The 19,065-nt window shown below is 36.8% G+C and carries 16 protein-coding genes and 1 pseudogene; 11 read left to right on the top strand and 6 right to left on the bottom strand.

Annotated elements, in window-relative coordinates; genetic code table 11:
* Positions 1–307: IS3 family transposase (locus BLV40_RS21815; protein WP_139265524.1), on the top strand; the 307-nt coding region annotated here is incomplete at its 5' end.
* Between the two features lie 54 nt (positions 308–361).
* On the opposite strand, the gene BLV40_RS21810 is transcribed toward BLV40_RS21815, so the two are convergent.
* Positions 362–1,522: a chromate transporter gene (locus BLV40_RS21810; protein ID WP_090693827.1), complete on the bottom strand. Its 1,161-nt coding sequence runs from the start codon at positions 1,520–1,522 to the stop codon at positions 362–364.
* Between the two features lie 224 nt (positions 1,523–1,746).
* Between BLV40_RS21810 and BLV40_RS21805 the strand changes: the two genes are divergently transcribed.
* The gene (locus tag BLV40_RS21805; protein WP_026594027.1) at positions 1,747–2,172 is read left to right on the top strand and encodes a CHRD domain-containing protein; all 426 of its coding nucleotides are present in this window, start codon (positions 1,747–1,749) and stop codon (positions 2,170–2,172) included.
* Between the two features lie 43 nt (positions 2,173–2,215).
* Here BLV40_RS21805 and BLV40_RS21800 read toward each other — a convergent pair whose 3' ends face one another.
* From BLV40_RS21800 to BLV40_RS21790, 3 genes are all read right to left on the bottom strand, one after another.
* Positions 2,216–4,891 (bottom strand): sigma-54-dependent transcriptional regulator, encoded by a 2,676-nt coding sequence (locus tag BLV40_RS21800; RefSeq protein WP_090693823.1) that lies wholly within the window; start codon positions 4,889–4,891, stop codon positions 2,216–2,218.
* A 104-nt stretch (positions 4,892–4,995) separates the two neighbouring features.
* Complete coding sequence (locus BLV40_RS21795) at positions 4,996–5,733, bottom strand: polysaccharide deacetylase family protein (protein ID WP_026594029.1); 738 nt, start codon at positions 5,731–5,733, stop codon at positions 4,996–4,998.
* A 192-nt stretch (positions 5,734–5,925) separates the two neighbouring features.
* On the bottom strand, positions 5,926–6,999 hold the full coding sequence (locus BLV40_RS21790; protein WP_090693820.1) for a glycosyltransferase family 4 protein: 1,074 nt from the start codon (positions 6,997–6,999) through the stop codon (positions 5,926–5,928).
* Positions 7,000–7,584: 585 nt separating this feature from the next.
* Here BLV40_RS21790 and BLV40_RS21785 point away from each other — a divergent pair.
* Both BLV40_RS21785 and wecB read left to right on the top strand, forming a co-directional pair.
* Positions 7,585–8,910: a UDP-glucose dehydrogenase family protein gene (locus BLV40_RS21785; protein WP_090693832.1), complete on the top strand. Its 1,326-nt coding sequence runs from the start codon at positions 7,585–7,587 to the stop codon at positions 8,908–8,910.
* Between the two features lie 270 nt (positions 8,911–9,180).
* Positions 9,181–10,299 carry a non-hydrolyzing UDP-N-acetylglucosamine 2-epimerase gene (gene wecB, locus BLV40_RS21780; RefSeq protein WP_026594032.1) on the top strand — a complete coding sequence of 373 codons (1,119 nt, stop codon included), beginning with the start codon at positions 9,181–9,183 and terminating at the stop codon, positions 10,297–10,299.
* Positions 10,300–10,356: 57 nt separating this feature from the next.
* On the opposite strand, the gene BLV40_RS21775 is transcribed toward wecB, so the two are convergent.
* Complete coding sequence (locus BLV40_RS21775) at positions 10,357–11,481, bottom strand: LCP family protein (RefSeq protein WP_090693817.1); 1,125 nt, start codon at positions 11,479–11,481, stop codon at positions 10,357–10,359.
* A gap of 25 nt (positions 11,482–11,506) precedes the next feature.
* Complete coding sequence (locus BLV40_RS21770) at positions 11,507–12,148, bottom strand: YigZ family protein (protein WP_026594034.1); 642 nt, start codon at positions 12,146–12,148, stop codon at positions 11,507–11,509.
* Between the two features lie 240 nt (positions 12,149–12,388).
* Here BLV40_RS21770 and BLV40_RS21765 point away from each other — a divergent pair, with 240 nt between their 5' ends.
* The 7 genes and pseudogenes from BLV40_RS21765 (at position 12,389) to raiA (ending at position 18,723) form a co-directional block, all read left to right on the top strand.
* Positions 12,389–13,231 carry a DegV family protein gene (locus BLV40_RS21765; RefSeq protein ID WP_026594035.1) on the top strand — a complete coding sequence of 281 codons (843 nt, stop codon included), beginning with the start codon at positions 12,389–12,391 and terminating at the stop codon, positions 13,229–13,231.
* 169 nt (positions 13,232–13,400) lie between these two features.
* A complete protein-coding gene (locus BLV40_RS21760; protein WP_016112543.1) occupies positions 13,401–13,715 on the top strand; it encodes a winged helix-turn-helix transcriptional regulator in 315 nt (104 codons plus the stop codon).
* Positions 13,716–13,864: 149 nt separating this feature from the next.
* Positions 13,865–15,288, top strand: a pseudogene (locus BLV40_RS21750) (NlpC/P60 family protein).
* Between the two features lie 127 nt (positions 15,289–15,415).
* Positions 15,416–16,762 carry an ATP-dependent helicase ComFA gene (locus BLV40_RS21745; RefSeq protein WP_090693809.1) on the top strand — a complete coding sequence of 449 codons (1,347 nt, stop codon included), beginning with the start codon at positions 15,416–15,418 and terminating at the stop codon, positions 16,760–16,762.
* The gene (locus BLV40_RS21740) at positions 16,762–17,466 is read left to right on the top strand and encodes a ComF family protein (protein ID WP_090693807.1); all 705 of its coding nucleotides are present in this window, start codon (positions 16,762–16,764) and stop codon (positions 17,464–17,466) included. Before BLV40_RS21745 ends, BLV40_RS21740 begins: the two co-directional genes overlap by 1 nt.
* A gap of 126 nt (positions 17,467–17,592) precedes the next feature.
* Positions 17,593–17,790 carry a cold shock protein CspC gene (gene cspC, locus BLV40_RS21735; protein WP_026594040.1) on the top strand — a complete coding sequence of 66 codons (198 nt, stop codon included), beginning with the start codon at positions 17,593–17,595 and terminating at the stop codon, positions 17,788–17,790.
* A gap of 390 nt (positions 17,791–18,180) precedes the next feature.
* Positions 18,181–18,723: a ribosome hibernation-promoting factor, HPF/YfiA family gene (gene raiA, locus BLV40_RS21725; protein WP_026594041.1), complete on the top strand. Its 543-nt coding sequence runs from the start codon at positions 18,181–18,183 to the stop codon at positions 18,721–18,723.
* Positions 18,724–19,065 lie beyond the last annotated feature (342 nt).

Here is a 19,065-nt window from a genome sequence, read left to right as displayed (position 1 = left end):
AACTCCTATTCTTCACTCAGATCAAGGATGGCATTATCAAATGAAGAAATACCAACAAGCACTAAAAAAATACAAGGTTATCCAAAGTATGTCCCGTAAGGGAAACTGTTTGGACAATGCAGTCATAGAAAATTTCTTTGGCTTATTAAAGTCTGAATTACTCTACCTTAAAGAATTTGAAAGTATGGAACATTTTAAGGTAGAATTAGAGGATTATATTCATTATTACAACCACAAAAGAATTAAAGTAAAGTTAAATGGAATGAGTCCAGTACAATACCGGACTCATATCCAATCAGCCGCTTAATTTTTCTGTCTAACTTTTTGGGTTCATTTCAATTAAGACCGTCTTTTTGTATGGCTAGATAATAGAAAGAATATAGCCACTAACGGCGCCAAGAACAACTATGATCCATGGTGGTGCTTTCCAAAATGCTAATAGACAAAATAGGAGAGAGGCGATGACAAAGTCAGGCGTACTTATGATGGAGCTTGTCCAAATTGGATTGTAAAAAGCAGCTAGTAAAATGCCAACAACAGCAGCATTAATACCAAGGAGTGCGCCTTGTACATAAGACAAGCTTCTAACTTGATCCCAAAATGGCAGTACACCAATGACAAGCAAGAATGCAGGAAGAAAGATAGCAATTGTTGCAAGAATGGCTCCTAGCGTTCCATCCAGCACAGCTCCTATGTAAGATGCAAATGTAAAAAGAGGACCTGGAACGGCTTGTGTTAGACCGTATCCTGCTAGAAACTGTTCTTTTGTCATCATGCCATTTAGTACAAATTCATTTTCAAGAAGAGGAAGAACGACATGTCCCCCGCCAAACACGAGTGAGCCGGAGCGATAGAAACTATCAAACATGGCAATCCAGTGTGAAAATGGTCGTAAGATTGGTAACAAGAATAATAAACTAAGGAATAGTAAAAGGCACAAGATGGCTGTTATACGTGAAATAGGAATATGTATTTTGCTAGCAGGTGGAACTTCATACTTACGATATAAGAGCCAACCGATAAAACCAGCAAGTAGAATAAGTGCAACTTGTGTCCATGTACTTGGAAATAATAATGCGATTGCAGCAGTGATGATTGCAATGGTTGCTCGGTTTCGATCCGGTGTTAATTTCTGAGCCATTCCCCATATTGCATGGGCGACAATTGCTACTGCTACAAGCTTTAAACCATGAATCCAGCCAGCATCCGTCACATGAAATTGCTGGAGCAGTGAAGCAAAAAAGACAAGTACAAGAACGGATGGGAGTGTAAATCCAGTCCAAGCGGCTATAGCTCCAAGGAGTCCTCCGCGTGATAAACCGATGCCAATTCCAACTTGACTGCTTGCAGGGCCAGGAAGGAATTGACAGAGTGCTACTAAATCGCCATAGCTTCGCTCATCCATCCATTTTCGCTTTTGTACGTATTCGTGATGGAAGTACCCAAGATGAGCTACAGGACCTCCGAAAGAGGTAAGACCTAGTTTAAGTGATACGAGAAAGATTTCTATTATCGTTTTCAAGGTGGCCTCCTAAAGAAATTTCAAGTCTATGTGCATTATACAAGGAGGACCTAAGCAAAGGGAATGGCTATGATGTAATGTTTTTGTAAAGATTTCTTGAGTGGAATAATCCTCATGAAAAAGCGCCTCTGAAAAAGTCATAATTAATCGTGTCCCAGCAATAAATTAGTTAAAGAGATGCCAGCTATTCAAATTGAAATTTATATAAGGAGAATGTTGCTCGTATGACAAAACATTTTGTTGCTAAGCTAAAAGGTGGTAATGAATTACCTCCTGTAGAAACAAAGGCTTATGGGGTAGCTGAACTTATTTTCAATAGCAATTTTACAAAACTACATTATAGGATCATATTGAAGAATATTGAGAAGATAACATCTTGCCAAATTCACTTAGGCAAAGGGAATCAGACAGGACCAGTGGTAATGTTTTTATATGGACCTGTGAAGCATGGAATTAGTGTAAATGAAGGAACGATAACAGGTATGGTGTCCACTGAAGATCTAGAAGGGCCTTTGCAAGGGAAGACGTTCGAAAATCTTGTGCAGGCAATTGAAGAAATGAATGCATATGTAAATGTTCATACAAGAGCATATGCAAGAGGAGAAATACGTGGAAAGATAAAGGGGTATAGCCGATCGATAAGCCGTTAAGTAAATATGCCCATGAATGTTAACATTCATGGGCATATTTACTTTATTCTTTTTTTTCTGGTTGATTCTTTATGAAGAAGTCCATTACATAAAATACTTCATCATCTGGAATTTGTACGTCAAACGTATTTTCAATCGGTTGCAGCGTTTTTTTTACTTTCATATACATCCAGTATTCATCTTGTCTACGTGCTTCTTTGTCAGGGTAAGGGAGGAGTTTTTCTCCCTTTTGCAGCCGATCAATCATACAGCTCATATGCAAAATAACTCCCATTAAACTATCAGGGTTTAACTGTAAAGAGATGAGCTCTTGAATTGTATTGAGCGCGTACCGTATTGTTTTAATCATCAGTGCTCCATCTTCGCGTTGCATTTGTTGCCCGAGAATATCAGCCATTTTTGCATATGTTTCTTCATACGTAATTAATTCTTGAATCGGTTGAATGGCTTTGTAGTTTATAATATCTTGGAAATGATAAGTTAAACATGGTACTTGTACATCAAAGTTTGTAACAATACAAATCATATTGCGTTCTTTCTTTATATTTTCGATCATTTTTGTTAAATCTTTTTCATGAACGATACTAATCGGAATAATTTCTATTAAATCCTTATCGAATCGCAAATAGTTTTCAAGCATTTTTTGAATGGCCAGTGCGCTTCCTTCTCCTGTTAAACAAGCTGTTAAAATGACTGATTTCATTGGAGCGAGTGGCTTTTTCTTTTCTTCTTGTACGTTCAAGTAAAACGGTGTTAAATTTTTCACGGTTTCATATAACGTATCTAATGAGTAACCGAGCTGGGCTTTTCGCGCTGCTTCGAGTACGTGCGGCGTACTTGTCATCGAGAGAACGCGTACAGGGATATGGAATTCCGTCTCTAGTATATCTCCGATATAAGCAAGTGACCCCATATCGACAAGTAAGAGAAGTCCATTTATATGTCCTAGTGTTTTCATGTACATTTTTACTCGTTCTAAGAAATCTTTCGGCGATTCATGAAGGGGCATATCAATTCCTGTTACTTCATCGATACCGAGAAGTTCATTGGATACATTTGCCATTTCTGTTGCGATACCATTGCCATGAGCCAAAATTAATACTTTTACTTCTGTTTGGGAAGCTGGGATGGGATCAACAACAAAAAACATCGTTAAGAATCCAGCTTCATCAATCGGCATCGTTATTTGTAATTCTTCTTCTAACAGCTGGATACATTGCATGGCAACGGAGAAAGCTTCTTTATATTTCGTACGAATTTGATTCAGCTGTGGGTGATGAATTTGTTTCCCGCCTTGTAAACGTTGTAAAGTTGTCTGTACATGTAAACTTAAAGCGAGAAAGACTTTTTCATCGAATGTCTTAGATAAATGTTTTTCTGCTAGTTCAGCGATTTTTTCGCAAACAGAAACAATATTACGATCGACGATTTTAAAGACGTTTTCATGATTTGTCTTTTTGGACACTTGATTAAAATAATGAACGAAAAAGCTTTGGATATCATTGTCTATTAATAATTCTAATTCTTTTTCTTCAATCCCGCGTGCTTGGAGTTCTTCATATTTATGATCGATGTAATCATAAATGGAAGAGCGTGTATCTTCTGTTTTATGTCTACTCCATCCTTCGTCACTCGTAAACACAAAAGTTTCGTTTGGTACTTGATACAGATGGCGACTTTTTCTTTCGATAAATAAGCCTTCTTTCATGTACCATGGTAAGTCAGTGCTAGAAACACGTACAGAATCTCTCTTTTTTGTTACGAAATCAGAATAGGCTTTTGCGCAGGCGATTTGTACATCGGTTTTTAATTGTCCGATATTGTTTGGACATTGATAAAAGACGAATGCGCGCATTGTATTTGGGCTGACATGAATTTCTTTTCGTAGGCGAATCGCTTCATTTGTAAAAAAGAGCTGCAATAGTGAAAAGCGCTCCTGATGTGTTCGTTCACGAAGTGGTGGAAGCGTTACGGTCATTGGAATTCGCCGTGTAAATGTTTTCAGTAAAAACGAGTTTGGTTCTTCAGTTGTTGCGGTAATAATTAATACTTGTGCTCGGCGCTCGTTCTCTGTTTCTCCAAGGCGACGATACACACCCCGGTCAATAAATGTGAATAGCATTTCTTGTCCTTCTGGCGGAAGGCGGTGTATTTCATCTAGAAAGAGAATGCCTTCATGAGCTTTTTCAATTAATCCCTTTTGGTCACTTGCACCAGTGTAAGCACCTCTCTTTATCCCGAAAAGCTGCCCAAGTAAGAGCTGTGGATTATTTGCGTAGTCCGCACAGTTAAAGACGATAAACGGTGCATCTTTTGGGAGCCGATTAACTTCAATTGCGTATTCATGCATTAAAGAGGCAAACATAGATTTCCCGACACCTGTTTCTCCAAGTAGTAATGTATGCATACCATTTGGCGGATAGAGTACAGCGGCCTTTGCTTTTTCAATCGCAATTTTGAGGCTTGTGTTCTCTTTTGCAAAGGTATCGAGTGAAGTGTCATTCTCTGAATGCGTTTCCATATGAGAGTTAACTCCTAAATAAAAACGGACAGGGCGTGTCCCTGTTTTAGATAAACGACCCTCTTTCACCAGTTTATTTAAATCGCTGCTTACATTTGCACGGTCTAGCTGTAGAAAGGTAGCGAGTTCAGATGCTGTTACACCTTCTGAGTAATTCCCCTTCTTTATTACATTATAAATGAGGTCCATTCGTTTCATTTTTCTTCACCTCGAAACTTCGTCACTATTTAAAATTTTACACAAAAATAGGAAGTGTGGGAAGAGAAAAAGACGAAACAGCCCTAGTATATATACTAAAGCTGTTACAATCTTGTGTCCTTCCAAAAGTTAACTTCTAAATGTGAGGAAGGATTATAAGGAAGAAGTGTGTACCCTTTTGCTTTGAGGTAATCAATTACCTTTGGAAGAATTTGTACGGTAACGCTAGAATCATGCATTAAAATAACTTCAACTTGTTCATCGTTTTGGTTCATAACACGCTCTAGTACAGCCGAAGGATTATGATAACTTTTCCAGTCATATGTATCGATTGTCCAATCCCACATTTTGTACTGAGCAGAAACAAGCGCATCACGATAATTCTTTTTTAAATAAGGCATACTACCATATGGAACGCGAACAAGGTGTGTATCCAAGTTTGCGGTGCGACGGACAATTGAGCGGGTCTGTTCCATTTCAGTAATTAAAGTGGATGGATCACCAGTATATAGACGTTTTACGTCATGGGACATGCTATGAAGACCGATATAATGACCTTCTTGTATGAAACGTTTCATTATTTGGGGGTAATGTGAAGCCTTGCTACCAATTACAAAGAAGGTTGCTTTTCCTTGTTTTTGTTTTAAGATGTTTAAAATTTGTGATGTGTACTTGTTTGGCCCATCATCAAATGTTAAGTATGCAATTTTGGACGGAAGAGCCGTGTCCTGAGCCGGAGATTGATGTATAAGTGGGGAGTTAGCGGCTGCTTCAGTATAAGATATCGAACATGTAGTAATACTCAAAAATATAATAATACATAGAAACATTTGCTTTATCATTATACTCACCCTCAATCTAACAGTCATGAAGAAGGAATTAAGATTATATTCTCATGATTCCCTTTATATGTATATCTTTCTCCAATAGAAGAACTCTCAAACAAACTATATTTTGGAAATAAAAATAGCACTCTTTCTTAAAAAGAAAGAGTGCTATTTGAATATTCTTTGCTAGTAAAGACAATACTATAATTAGTCTTCGCGTTTTTTCACTTTTTTATAGAAGGAAATAATTGGTTTATAACGCTCGTGCACAAGACCAATTACTTCTGCTATGAGTTCAGTAAAGAAGATTAAAGCGAACAGAAGGATAATGGATAACCATAATGTTGCGCTAGTGAATATAATTGCATTTACGCTAAAGAAAATGCCGAATGCATAAATGATAAGTACCGTTGTACGATGAGAGAAGCCCATTGCTAACAGCCGATGATGTAAATGTGATTTATCTGGTGCAGAAATTGGCTTTTTGTTTACAACACGTCGAATAATTGCAAAGGTTGTATCGAACACTGGTACACCTAAAATAATAATTGGAACAACGAAGCTGAATAACGTTACGCTTTTGTACAATCCAAGTAAGGATATAACAGAAATACAGTATCCTAAAAACAGTGCACCTGTATCTCCCATGAAAATTTTTGCTGGATGGAAGTTATAGAATAAAAACCCAAGTGTACTTGCAAGTGCAATAAGTGCTAATGGTAGAATAATGACAGCACCAGTACCAATCGGACTAGTAAAGGCCATATATGCTAACGTTGCAAGAACGATGGATGAAATACCAGCGGATAATCCATCTAATCCATCAATTAAGTTAATGGCGTTTGTAATACCGACAATCCAGAATATTGTAATTGGATATGCAAGTAGACCAAGCTCAGTATCTCCTAGGAATGGAATGTATAACACCTGAACTAATAATCCACTTTTTACGATGAATGCGGCAACTACTAGTTGTCCACCGAACTTTACTTTTGCCGATAATTCATACATGTCATCTAAAATACCGATAATGACAATGATGACAGCCCCTAAACTAATGGATAGCATTCTTTGTTCATATAATCCACTAACAATGAATCCTACAGCTACACCAATGAAAATTGCCAGTCCACCTAGGCGAGGCATAATTTTTTGGTGTACTTTACGTGCGTTTGGCCTATCAGTTGCTCCGATCTTAAATGCTAATTTGATGACGAAAGGAGTAACGACTAATACGGTAATGAAAGATGCCAAAACTGCATAAATCACTTGTGAGTCCATTAATACCCCACCTTTTATATTTTAACGTAGTTTTTCGATAATTATCTGAAAATTAAGATGTTTATTTGCAGGCTCATAACATATGGTATCACAAAAAGATTAGAATTCAATCTTTTTTCTCGTTCAACGTAATTGGAAACAGATAAAAATATGACAAATTTATGATAAATATAATGTCCCACAAGAAGGTTACAATATATCGTATCATTTAGTATAGCTTATAACATTTACATACGATACGATGTGGCCGATAATGAATCTCTTTACTATAAGTGTTGCACGTTCAAACATGTACGTTTCGTGTTAAAATATGGAACTGTTCAATGTGTTGATAATGGAACAGTTTGTAAACAAATATGTTCAAATGTAATGATGGTATTTTACAAAATCTTAAAAAATGAAAGAGAAGACGGCTCATATAATAAGGGGTGAGAGATGGCATGTTATCTCTTCTGTATATTCCATGTCTTAATACAGAGGAAAAGAAACTCTTAAAGGGATTGTCCTATATTCATTCTTCGTATGAAAGGGGGAAGCACAAAAATACCTAAAATATAATGTTAGGTAGTGTGTGCGGAACATCTAATGAAAATTACAGTGATAGGTACTGGATATGTTGGATTAATTACTGGAGTAGGATTAGCCACATTAGGTCATTCAGTTACTTGTTTTGATATAGATCAAGGAAAAATAGCACGAATGAAGCAAGGGGAAATGCCAATTTATGAACCAGGTTTAGGACAATTAGTCAATGCAGCTGTCCAAGAAAAAAGACTAGTATTTACATCAAGTCAAGCAGAGGCATTTAAACATGTAGATTTTATATTTGTAGCAGTGGGAACACCTTCTTTACCGGATGGGACGGCAGATTTAACATATATTCGTAATAGTTGTTATGAAATTGGGATATATGCAAATTCAGATGTAATTGTGGTTACCAAAAGTACGGTTCCTGTAGGTACGAACGATCAAATGAAGGAATGGATTCAGGAGAAGTTACAAGGACGGCATATCATACATATGGTATCCAATCCAGAGTTTTTACGTGAAGGATCGGGTATACATGACTTTTTCCATGGTGATCGTATTGTCATAGGAGCCGAAACAGAAGAAATCGCACAGAAAGTAGAGGGGTTATACAGCAAGCTACGAATGGAAACGTTTGTTACAGATACCCGCAGTGCTGAGATGATTAAATATGCCTCCAATGCTTTTTTAGCTACGAAAATTAGCTTCATCAATGAAATTTCTAATATATGTGAAAAAGTGGGCGCAGATGTGTTAGAAGTAGCAGGTGGCATGGGAATAGATCGACGAATCGGTCCACATTTCTTACAGGCAGGTATCGGTTATGGAGGTTCATGTTTCCCAAAAGATACGGATGCTCTTGTTCAAATCGCAGGTAATGTTGCGCATGATTTTAGGCTACTCAAAGCGGTAATTGAAGTGAATAATAATCAACAGATGTTGCTTGTTCGGAAAGCTAGAAGTGTAATGAACATGAGGGGAAAGAAGGTTGCAGTATTAGGAGTGGCCTTTAAGCCAAATACAGATGATATTAGGGAAGCGCCGTCTCTTCTCATTATAAAAGAGTTATTAGAGATGGAAGCAAATGTAATTGTATATGACCCGCAAGCTCTATTGCATGTACAACAGTTGTTTGGAGACGAAATAAAATATACAACCAATTTAGATGAGGCAATTACAGAAGGAGATGCAGCGTTTATTGTAACCGAATGGGAATGCATACGAACGTATCCATTAGAGAAGTATGTGAAGCTTATGCGTGAACCTATTTTATTTGATGGTAGAAATTGTTATACTGGGAAAGATGTTGAAAAGCATAGAATGGATTACTATTCTGTTGGCAGAAAAAGTATTTGTAATAGGAAAGTTTCTACGGTCTATTAAGAAGGTTCTCTTTTGTCCTTGTATACTCTCCTATATAATGGTGGGTGTAACAATACTATATAAATCCATGTTGAGAAGCTGTATCCAAATAGCGGCTATGAAAATAAAAGGAGATCTTCGCTCGTTTTCTCCTTTTGTTTTACTTGGCGTGGAGCTAAAAGAAGATTTGACCGTTTCTATGCATAGCTGGACGCGCTCTCCCACTCAAAAGGAGAGATTTTATGTTAGCTTTTCGTAGATTGTAATTAGTGAAAGAAAAGAGGCAGTGAAATGACTAAACGTTTAAAAGTGATGACAATTTTTGGAACACGTCCGGAAGCGATTAAAATGGCACCTCTTGTATTAGAATTGCAAAAACATCCTGAGCAAATTGAATCAATTGTGACAGTGACAGCGCAACATCGCCAAATGCTAGATCAAGTATTGGATATTTTCGGTATTAAACCAGATTTTGATTTAAATATCATGAAAGACCGTCAAACATTAATTGATATTACAACACGTGGTTTAGAGGGTTTAGATAAAGTAATGAAGGAAGCAAAGCCGCATATCGTTCTTGTACATGGTGATACAACAACTACTTTTATTGCAAGTCTTGCTGCTTTCTATAATCAAATTCCAATCGGTCATGTTGAAGCTGGACTTCGCACATGGGATAAATATTCTCCATACCCGGAAGAAATGAACCGTCAATTAACAGGTGTAATGGCAGATCTTCATTTCTCTCCTACAGCAAAATCAGCAACGAACTTGCAACAAGAGAATAAAGATGAAGCACGTATTTTCGTAACAGGAAATACAGCAATTGATGCGCTAAAAACGACAGTAAAAGAAGAATATAGTCATCCAGTACTTGAGAAGCTTGGAAATGACCGACTTGTACTTATGACAGCGCATCGTCGTGAAAATTTAGGGGAACCAATGCGTAATATGTTCCGTGCAATTAAACGCCTTGTTGACAAGTATGAAGATGTACAAGTTGTATATCCAGTACATATGAACCCTGTTGTGCGTGAAACAGCGAATGATATTTTGGGAGATCATAATCGTATTCACTTAATTGAACCACTAGATGTAATTGATTTCCATAACGTTGCAGCACGTTCATACTTAATATTAACAGACTCTGGTGGTGTGCAAGAGGAAGCGCCTTCCCTTGGGGTGCCGGTTCTTGTTCTTCGTGATACGACAGAACGTCCAGAAGGCATTGAAGCAGGTACATTAAAATTAGCGGGTACAGATGAAGAGACGATTTTCACGCTTGCGGATGACTTGTTATCTAACGAAGAAGCACATAATAAAATGGCACAAGCGTCTAATCCTTACGGTGATGGCCTTGCTTCAGAGCGTATTGTAGAAGCGATTTTACAATACTTTAATCAAAAGTAAGTAAAAAGAGACTTTTCCTATTTTTATTAGTATAGGAAAAGTCTCTTTTTTTATGCTCTACTGATGATTGCGCATTAACCATTCCGCATTCGCATTCGTAGATGGAGGTTCCTCTGTTTTCGTCTTAGTAGAGGAATTTGATGAATTTGTATTAGAACCAGAATTAGAACTAGAACTAGAACCAGAATCATTATTGGTTGTTGAATTCGTGTTTATTTTTTCTTTACCCAAGTTTGCTAAAATTGTATTACGAACATCTTGTAAGCCTACTTCATCTGGAATAAAGTAATAAATATCGTTTAGTTTTTTATCTTCACCTTTTAATTGAATCGTCTGTATGTTAGATGGATCGAATCCAGATAACTTAGTGTATAGGGCAAGGCCGTCAGATACAGGTATATCAGTTTTTATATATTTTCCAACAACCTCTGCTAATTCTTTAATCTTAAAGACGGTGGAAGTGGAATTTAGCTTACTAGCAACCGCAGCAAGTACTTGGCGCTGTCTATCAGCACGGCCGTGGTCTCCGTTCGGATCTTGTTTCCGCATTCGGACATAAGCGAGCGCTTCTTCACCATTTAATTCTTGTTTTCCTTTTTTAAATTGAATTAGCTTGTAGTAATCTATATCAGATCGTTCCTCGAAATCGAACGGAACATCGACTGTAATACCGCCAACAGCATCAACAATTCCTTTAAAGCCTTTGAAATCAATTTTAACATAATGGTCAACAGGCACGCCTAAAAAACCTTCTACGGTTTCTAATGCCATTTTTTCTCCACCATAAGCATGTGCGGCGTTAATTTTATCTTTTTTATTTTTTCCAGCAATTGTAACACGTGAGTCACGTGGAATACTCATAATTGAAACATTTTGTGTTTTTGGATTAATTGTTGCGAACATAAGAGAATCTGTTCGTCCATTTTGTCCATCTGTTGCATAATCTTCAATCCCCATAATCAGGACGCTGAAAGGTTCTTTTGTAATTTCTACATTTACCGCACGTAATTTTGATTTATCGCGAGTAAAACCACTATACATCTCCATAAGTGACGAATAAGAATTAAATACATAAAGTCCTACACTACTAATTAGGCCTATAATAATGAGATAGATGAAAAATCTACGTCTGCGCTTTTTTTTAATTCTTCTCTTCTGGAGATGATGATAACGCTCTTCCATACATAATCTCCCTTTAATCAATATGTTATTGTTGAACAACGTCATGCTCTAAATAGAGCATGTCATCCTCTTGTATTGTACATTGCCCATTTGTTAATTCAATCATCCAATTTGTGAAAGTTTGTTTTTGATCTTCTTCCACATAAGTGTCAAATGTCACATTTTCTAGGTAATGTATCTCTTTAATCACATATTTCGAGTGGCGTAATTCATTTTCAATTTTCCCAAGTAGTGTATATTCAACTTCTGTCTTCATAACCCGCATTAATTTTCGTTCAACAACACCTACATGGTTAAGTCCTTCACTTGTACATTTTCCATATGCACGAATTAAACCACCAGCACCAAGTTTAATGCCACCAAAATATCGTGTGACGACAACGACAGTATCTTTCAATCCACGTTTTTTCAATACTTCTAGCATAGGCACACCAGCTGTACCGCTTGGTTCACCATCGTCATTTGCCTTTTGAATTTGATCTTGTTCCCCGATTAAATAGGCTGAACAGTTATGCGTCGCGTTCCAGTGTTGTTTTTTTATTTTTTGAATAAATTCCTGTGCTTCTTTTTCTGTTTTCGCTCGGCTTATATAGCAAATGAAACGTGATTTTTGAATGACAATTTCGTGTTCACCGTATCCTTTGATTGTTAAATATTGTAATAGCAATAGTATACGCTCCTACCTTTCAAAATTACTAGTACTCTTTATTGTAAAATGGGGAGTTTTCAGATTCAAACATTTTTTATAGCAAGGTGGCAAATTCTATTATAAATTTAATGTTTTTGTTGTAAATTTCCCTAGTGTTGATTATAATCTTAAATCAGCATTTTTCATACACTAATGCACCTTTTCCAATTTTCGTGTAAAATTAGGAAATAAAAACTTTTTTATAAGGCAGGTACGAAAATGAGAACAGCTATTGTTACGGATAGTACAGCATATATACCGAAGCATATTCGTGAAGAACTCAATATACATATGATCCCATTAGATGTAATTTTTGGGGCGAATTCTTCCCAAGAAGAAGCAGAAATTACAGCGGATGATTTTTATGTAAAAGTACGTGAACATGAAGAACTTCCAAAAACTTCTCAACCAGCAATTGGAAAATTTGTGGAGCTATTTGAAGAATTATCAAAAGAATACGATGCGGTTATTAGTATCCATCTTTCAAGCGGGATTAGTGGCACATATCAAACAGCAACGACAGCTGGGCAAATGGTCGAGGGAATAGACGTATATACGTATGATTCTGAAATTAGTTGTGAAGTACAAGGGTTTTATGTGCGTGAAGGTGCAAAAATGGCAAGCGAAGGAAAGATGCCAGCAGAAATTTTAGCTAGATTTGATGAAATGAAACAAACTATAGATGCTTATTTTGTTGTGGATGACTTGCATCATTTGCAGCGTGGTGGTCGCTTAAATAGCGCACAAGCATTTATCGGTAGCTTATTACAAGTAAAGCCGGTTTTATACTTTAGAGATAAAGTTATCATTCCGTTTGAAAAAATTCGCACGCGCAAAAAGGCGCTAAAGCGTATCGTTGAAATCTTTGATGAGCAAGCGAGTAAAGGTATGCCAATGGAAGCTGTTATCATTCATGCAAATCGTGAAGAGGAAGCGAAAGAATGGCAGCAAGAATTAGCGGAAAAATACCCTCATGTTACAATTCGCATCAGTTATTTTGGTGCTGTAATTGGAACGCATTTAGGAGAGGGAGCACTAGGTCTAGGTTGGTATACAAAATAATAGCAATGTAAAAGCTCTCTTTTTGTAGAGAGTTTTTTTACGGATATCCACATTGAATTGACAAGTTAATATTTGGAAGTGATAAAATGGTACATAACCTAAAATGAGGAAAGTTTTATTGCTTACTTTTTATAAGAAACTATTTTATAATAAAGGAGAGGTGAAACATATGGAGCATAATTCTTGTTTATGTCCAAAGTTTGAGTCGGCTTTTACACTGCTTAGTAAAAAGTGGACGGGTTTAATTATTAAATCTCTGTTAGAAGAACCGAAACGATTTAGAGAAATCGCGGATATTATCCCAAATATGAGTGATCGTATGCTGTCAGAACGTTTAAAGGAATTGGAGAGTGAAGGGGTAGTTGTTCGGAATGTTTATCCAGAGGTACCTGTTAGAATCGAATATGGTTTAACAGACAAAGGAAAAGCATTAGAAAGTGTTATGAATGAAGTCCAAAACTGGGCTGAAAAATGGGTGAAATAATAAAGTAATCCATGGATAGGGAGAAAAAATCACAAGGAGTTTTCCTTGTGATTTTTTTATAACAAATGTATGACAATTGTATAAAAAAACAGTGTCATTTTCTTAAAATTCTACAAGAAAATACAGGATTAGAAGGGAAATGTCAGGAAATTACAAGCGCAATATTACATTTATTTTACAAAAGCGTAACATTGAGAAAAAATCTTACGAAATATGGTATAAATTTTAATAGATTATATGTCGGAAAAGAAAAAAAAGAAAGCGGTGTAAAAACAAAATGAAAAAATTAAAAATTGCATCTTGCGCATTGGCTGCAGGATTTATGATGTTTTCAGTAGTAACACCAAATGTATTCGCAGAAAAGATTGAGGACGTAAAAACACAAATTAACGCACAAAATGATACTTTACATAAACAACAACAAGAACGTGATGAGCTTCAAAAACAAATGAATGACTTAAATAAAACGGTTGAAGGTTTAGATAAGTCTGTTCAAGAAAATGCAGCGAAACTTGACGAAACAACGAAAAAAGTTGAAGAAACACAAGCATTAATTGAGAAGAAGAATAAAAACATTGCAGAATTACAAACGAAAATTGCAAAGCGTGAAGATTTGTTAAGAAAACGTTTAGTAGCACTTCAAGAGCAACCGAACACGAACGTTGTAACAGAGGTTGTTGTAAACTCTAAAAACATTGCTGATCTAGTAGATCGTTTAACTTCTGTTTCTAGAATTCTTGAATCTGATGAAGATATCATGAAAACGCAACAAGAAGAGCAAGCAACTGTGAAAAAAGATGTTGAAACGGTAAAAGAAAAACAAAAAGAATTAAAAGAAGCACAAGCAAAGATTGAAGTTGTAAAGAAAGATCTTGATACTGAAAAAGCGAAAAAACAAGAAGCAGTAAACGACTTAAGCGGTAAAATGGATACGGTTGTAAACAATATGACAAGCACAGAAGATCAATTAAAAGATCTTGAAAAACAAGCGCTACAATTACAACGCATGGCTGAAGAAGAAGCAAAAGAGAAGGCAGCACAAGAAGAGGCTGCAAAGCAACAAGCAGAGAAAGCTCAGCAACCTGCGCCAGCACCAGCACAAGCACAAGAAGCAGCTCCGCAACAAGCTGCACCAGCACCAGCAAATAATGGTGGACAAGCTAAAAAAGAAGAAACTAAACCAGCTCCAAAGTCAGCGCCAACACCTCAACCAGCACCAGAACCAAATAAAGGTGGCGTAATTGGTAAAGCACAACAATACCTTGGTCTTCCATATGTATGGGGAAGTGCATCTCCATCAAATGGTGGTTTTGATTGCAGTGGTTTCATTTCTTATATTTTTGGTGTAGGTCGTCAAGATGTTGCGGGTTATTGGAACTCAGTTTCTAAAGTAAGTAGCCCACAACCTGGAGATTTAGTATTCTTCCAAGGTACTTATAAAGCAGGCCCTTCTCATATCGGTATTTACGTTGGTAATGGCCAAATGATTCATGCTAGTGATAAAGGTATTGCATACGGTGATATTAACAGCAGCTATAATCAAAAACATTTCTTAGGTTACGGTAGATTCTAGGATTTTTAATCATATAAAACATGTGTATAAAGTCGATAGCTTACTATTTTAAAAGTAGGTTATCGGCTTTTTTGAGTTTTTACGAGAGAAAGAGAAAGGGTTATAGTAAAGCCAGGGGTGCTTTACTATGCTAGCAGGAAGACAAGTGCTGTTAGAAGAACTTTCATTTTCAAAGGATGAATTAGATCATTTGGAAAGACAAAGGGATATTTCTTTGGAAAGAGGTGTCATAAAGAAATCTTTACGCTATGTATGCCAGCGCTGTGGAAATATGGAAGGGCGGTTATTCGCTTCGTTTTTATGTAAGCGATGCAATCAAATGTGCACGTATTGCCGAAAGTGCATTACGATGGGACGAGTGGGAGAATGTACAGTGCTCGTTAGAGGTATACGGGATGTAGAATGGGAAGTTTTGCCGAGTTCTTTACGATGGGAGGGGCAATTATCACCTGGACAGGAAAGAGCAGCTAACGGAGTAACAGAAGCAGTACGCCAAAAAGAATCTTTTTTTATATGGGCAGTATGCGGAGCTGGTAAGACGGAGATGCTTTTTTATGGTATAGAAGAGGCACTCCAAAAAGGAGAGCGGGTTTGTATTGCAACGCCGCGGACCGATGTTGTGTTAGAGCTGGCTCCTCGTTTACAAACTGTTTTTCCAGATGTACCGATTGCTGCACTATATGGTGGTAGTTTGGATCGTGAAAAGGAAGCGAGACTTCTCGTTTCTACAACACATCAGTTACTTCGGTATTACAAGGCCTTCGATGTTATGATTGTCGATGAAATTGATGCCTTTCCATATGCAGTGGACAAGATGCTTCATTATGCGGTGGAGCGAGCAAGTAAAGATAGGGCAGCAAAAATTTATTTAACGGCGACCCCGTCAGAAACATGGAAACGTAAGTTATGGAGTGGGAAACAAAAAGGTGTGATTATTCCAGGACGTTATCATCGACATCCTTTGCCAGTCCCAAGATTCAGGTGGTGTGGCAATTGGAAAAAGGCACTAAATCGAAAAGAAATCCCATTTGTTGTTTTTGAATGGTTAAAGTATCACCTCCTCAAGCAATCTCCTATTTTTCTATTTGTTCCCCACGTACGTTATATTGATGAAGTAAGTGTATTGTTAAAAACACTAGATAATCGAATTGAAGGCGTTCATGCGGAGGATCCAAATCGAAAAGAAAAGGTGACAGCGTTTCGAAAAAGAAATATCCCACTATTAGTAACGACAACGATTTTGGAGCGCGGCGTGACGATAGAGAATTTGCAAGTAGCGGTGTTAGGAGCGGAAGAACCTATTTTCTCGGAAAGTGCACTTGTACAAATTGCTGGTAGGGCCGGTAGAAGTCATCGTAGGCCAGATGGTGATATCTTTTATTTTCATTATGGTAAAACAGAAGCAATGATACGAGCGAGAAGGCATATTCAATCTATGAATAAAAGAGCAAAGCAAGAAGGGTTGATTGATTAATGCATTGTCTACTTTGTGATGATTCTATTTCTGAGAGTATGGGCTGGTATTCTTTTTTTATTCAGTCTGATAGAAGATGTATGTGTGAGAGATGTGAACGAAAACTTTCCTATATTATAGGAGAAATTTGTGATGACTGCGGCAGACCTTTTGAGTTTCTGGCGCTGGAGTATAGAGAGGGTAACTGTTGCAGAGATTGTGTAAGGTGGAAGGAAGAAGACAGGTTTTCGCCTATAAAAAATCGATCTGTATATGTCTATAATGATTGGATGAAGGAAGTATTAGCACGGTTTAAATTTCGCGGGGATGCTGAACTTGTACAAATTTTTCATGCGAAATTTGTAGCTGCATTTCGCAAATACTTTTCAGATTGTCATGCGATTATTCCCATTCCGCTTAGCAAGGAGAGGGAATATGAGCGCGGTTTTAATCAAGCAGAATTGTTGGCATCTTGTTTGCCACTTCTCGTTCTACAAACATCTTTAAGTAGAAAAAATACGGAAAAGCAAAGTAAAAAAAGACGTATCGAGAGACTTAGGGGAACCAATCCTTTTTACTTTCGAAAAGAAGAAAGATTCACTGGACAGCATCTTTTGCTCATCGATGATGTATATACGACAGGGATTACGATTAGACAAGTTGCAGAGTGTTTGTATGAGGCGGGTGCTCAAACTGTTTCCAGTCTTACTCTTTGTCGTGGGTAAGATGAGAGTGTCGAAAGATACAATAAAAAGACGACAAGACTTCTTTGACTTGATATCTTGTCAGTCGTTATAGTCAAATTGTGGGGCAAACGCCCTTATTTTTAGAGTGAAGGGAATGGAACGAACATGCAAGGAAGAGTAAAATGGTTTAATGCAGAAAAAGGATTTGGATTTATTGAGCGTGAAGAAGGTGATGATGTTTTTGTTCATTTTTCTGCAATTCAACAAGATGGGTATAAATCGTTAGAAGAGGGGCAAAAAGTAGAATTTGATATTGTAGATGGTGCGCGTGGACCACAGGCAGCGAATGTTGTGAAATTATAATGTTGAACGAAGAGTTTTGTGAGAAACATAGAGCTGCGGTTGTGGAAACGGTTTATATAGAGGGAATTTGAACTTTCAACATATAAATTGCAGCTATGAAGAACAGAAGGAGGCTTTCACCTATAGAGTCTCTTTCTGTTTTTTTTGTTGCGTGGCAGGGGGCTACAAAAGTTGTCAAAAAGTTGTTTCTTTTCTGTAACGAATTGTCCATACTTATATTCGTTATTTACGATGCAAATAGGGTAAAATGTAAATAGAAACGATGCATCTTTTCTTTTCAACAAAAAACGATAATAAATTGCAATTTCGCTAACTTTTTTAAAAAGTTAGAAGGAGTTTTTAAGCCGGTGTCGAAATTATATACATAGGCTTGAAAGGAGGAATTCATCTATGAAATTCAACATTCGTGGTGAAAATATTGAAGTAACTCCAGCATTAAAGGAATATGTAGAGAAAAAACTTAGCAAATTAGAACGTTATTTTGATGCATTCCCAGAGATTAGAGTTAATTTAAAAGTATACTCTGAGAAACAACGTGTCGAGGTAACAATCCCATTCACAGATTTATTACTTCGAGCTGAAGAAACTCATAGCGATATGTACGCTGCAATTGATTTAGTAGTTGATAAAATTGAGCGACAAATTCGTAAACATAAAACAAAAGTAAATCGTAAATTACGTGAAAAAGGTTCTGTTAAATCTGCATTTATTCTTACAGAGCCAGCGGCTACTCAAGAAGAAGTGCAAGAGGATGAATTAGAACTTGTACGTACAAAACGATTTGATTTAAAACCAATGGACGTAGAAGAAGCTATTTTACAAATGGATATGTTAGGGCATAACTTCTTCGTCTTCACAAATGCCGATACAAATGAAACAAATGTTGTATATGGCCGTAAAGATGGAAAATATGGAGTAATTGAAACAAAATAATAAATAGAAAACGTAGCTGTAAAAGGCTACGTTTTTTTTATTTGATACGAAAGTCTTTCATTCTTTACTCTGTTATTGTGGGAAAGAGCTATCCTAGGAATCGAAACGTTCTATAACCCCCTTTATTGATCAAAGTTTCAGCTAATTTAGGCCATGCGCTTGGCCAGTTGTTGTCATAGTTATAAAACAAGTGTTACAATTATCATTAGGTTTATACATTTGTTTTTTTATTAGGAGAGAAATTGGCAGTGAATAAATTAGATCTTTATAACGACTGATTCGTGAGCAGAAATATAGAGCACGATCGGAAGTTTTATTTTAATAAAAGAGGAGCGTATTTCC

It is taken from the genome of Bacillus sp. 166amftsu, from assembly GCF_900107445.1.
Lineage (GTDB): Bacteria > Bacillota > Bacilli > Bacillales > Bacillaceae_G > Bacillus_A > Bacillus_A arachidis.
The sequence above is the reverse complement of the archived record's forward strand: the minus strand, read 5'-3'. Positions and strand labels throughout refer to the sequence as shown.

Excerpts from the sequence above, each read along its gene's own strand:
- BLV40_RS21765 (WP_026594035.1), top strand. The coding sequence starts at position 12,389 with ATGAGAACAGCTATTGTTACGGATAGTACAGCATATATACCGAAGCAT.
- BLV40_RS21805 (WP_026594027.1), top strand. The coding sequence starts at position 1,747 with ATGACAAAACATTTTGTTGCTAAGCTAAAAGGTGGTAATGAATTACCT.
- BLV40_RS21800 (WP_090693823.1), bottom strand. The coding sequence starts at position 4,891 with ATGAAACGAATGGACCTCATTTATAATGTAATAAAGAAGGGGAATTAC.
- BLV40_RS21775 (WP_090693817.1), bottom strand. The coding sequence starts at position 11,481 with ATGGAAGAGCGTTATCATCATCTCCAGAAGAGAAGAATTAAAAAAAAG.
- raiA (WP_026594041.1), top strand. The coding sequence starts at position 18,181 with ATGAAATTCAACATTCGTGGTGAAAATATTGAAGTAACTCCAGCATTA.
- BLV40_RS21760 (WP_016112543.1), top strand. The coding sequence starts at position 13,401 with ATGGAGCATAATTCTTGTTTATGTCCAAAGTTTGAGTCGGCTTTTACA.
- BLV40_RS21795 (WP_026594029.1), bottom strand. The coding sequence starts at position 5,733 with ATGATAAAGCAAATGTTTCTATGTATTATTATATTTTTGAGTATTACT.
- wecB (WP_026594032.1), top strand. The coding sequence starts at position 9,181 with ATGACTAAACGTTTAAAAGTGATGACAATTTTTGGAACACGTCCGGAA.
- BLV40_RS21745 (WP_090693809.1), top strand. The coding sequence starts at position 15,416 with ATGCTAGCAGGAAGACAAGTGCTGTTAGAAGAACTTTCATTTTCAAAG.
- cspC (WP_026594040.1), top strand. The coding sequence starts at position 17,593 with ATGCAAGGAAGAGTAAAATGGTTTAATGCAGAAAAAGGATTTGGATTT.
- BLV40_RS21740 (WP_090693807.1), top strand. The coding sequence starts at position 16,762 with ATGCATTGTCTACTTTGTGATGATTCTATTTCTGAGAGTATGGGCTGG.
- BLV40_RS21790 (WP_090693820.1), bottom strand. The coding sequence starts at position 6,999 with ATGGACTCACAAGTGATTTATGCAGTTTTGGCATCTTTCATTACCGTA.
- BLV40_RS21785 (WP_090693832.1), top strand. The coding sequence starts at position 7,585 with ATGAAAATTACAGTGATAGGTACTGGATATGTTGGATTAATTACTGGA.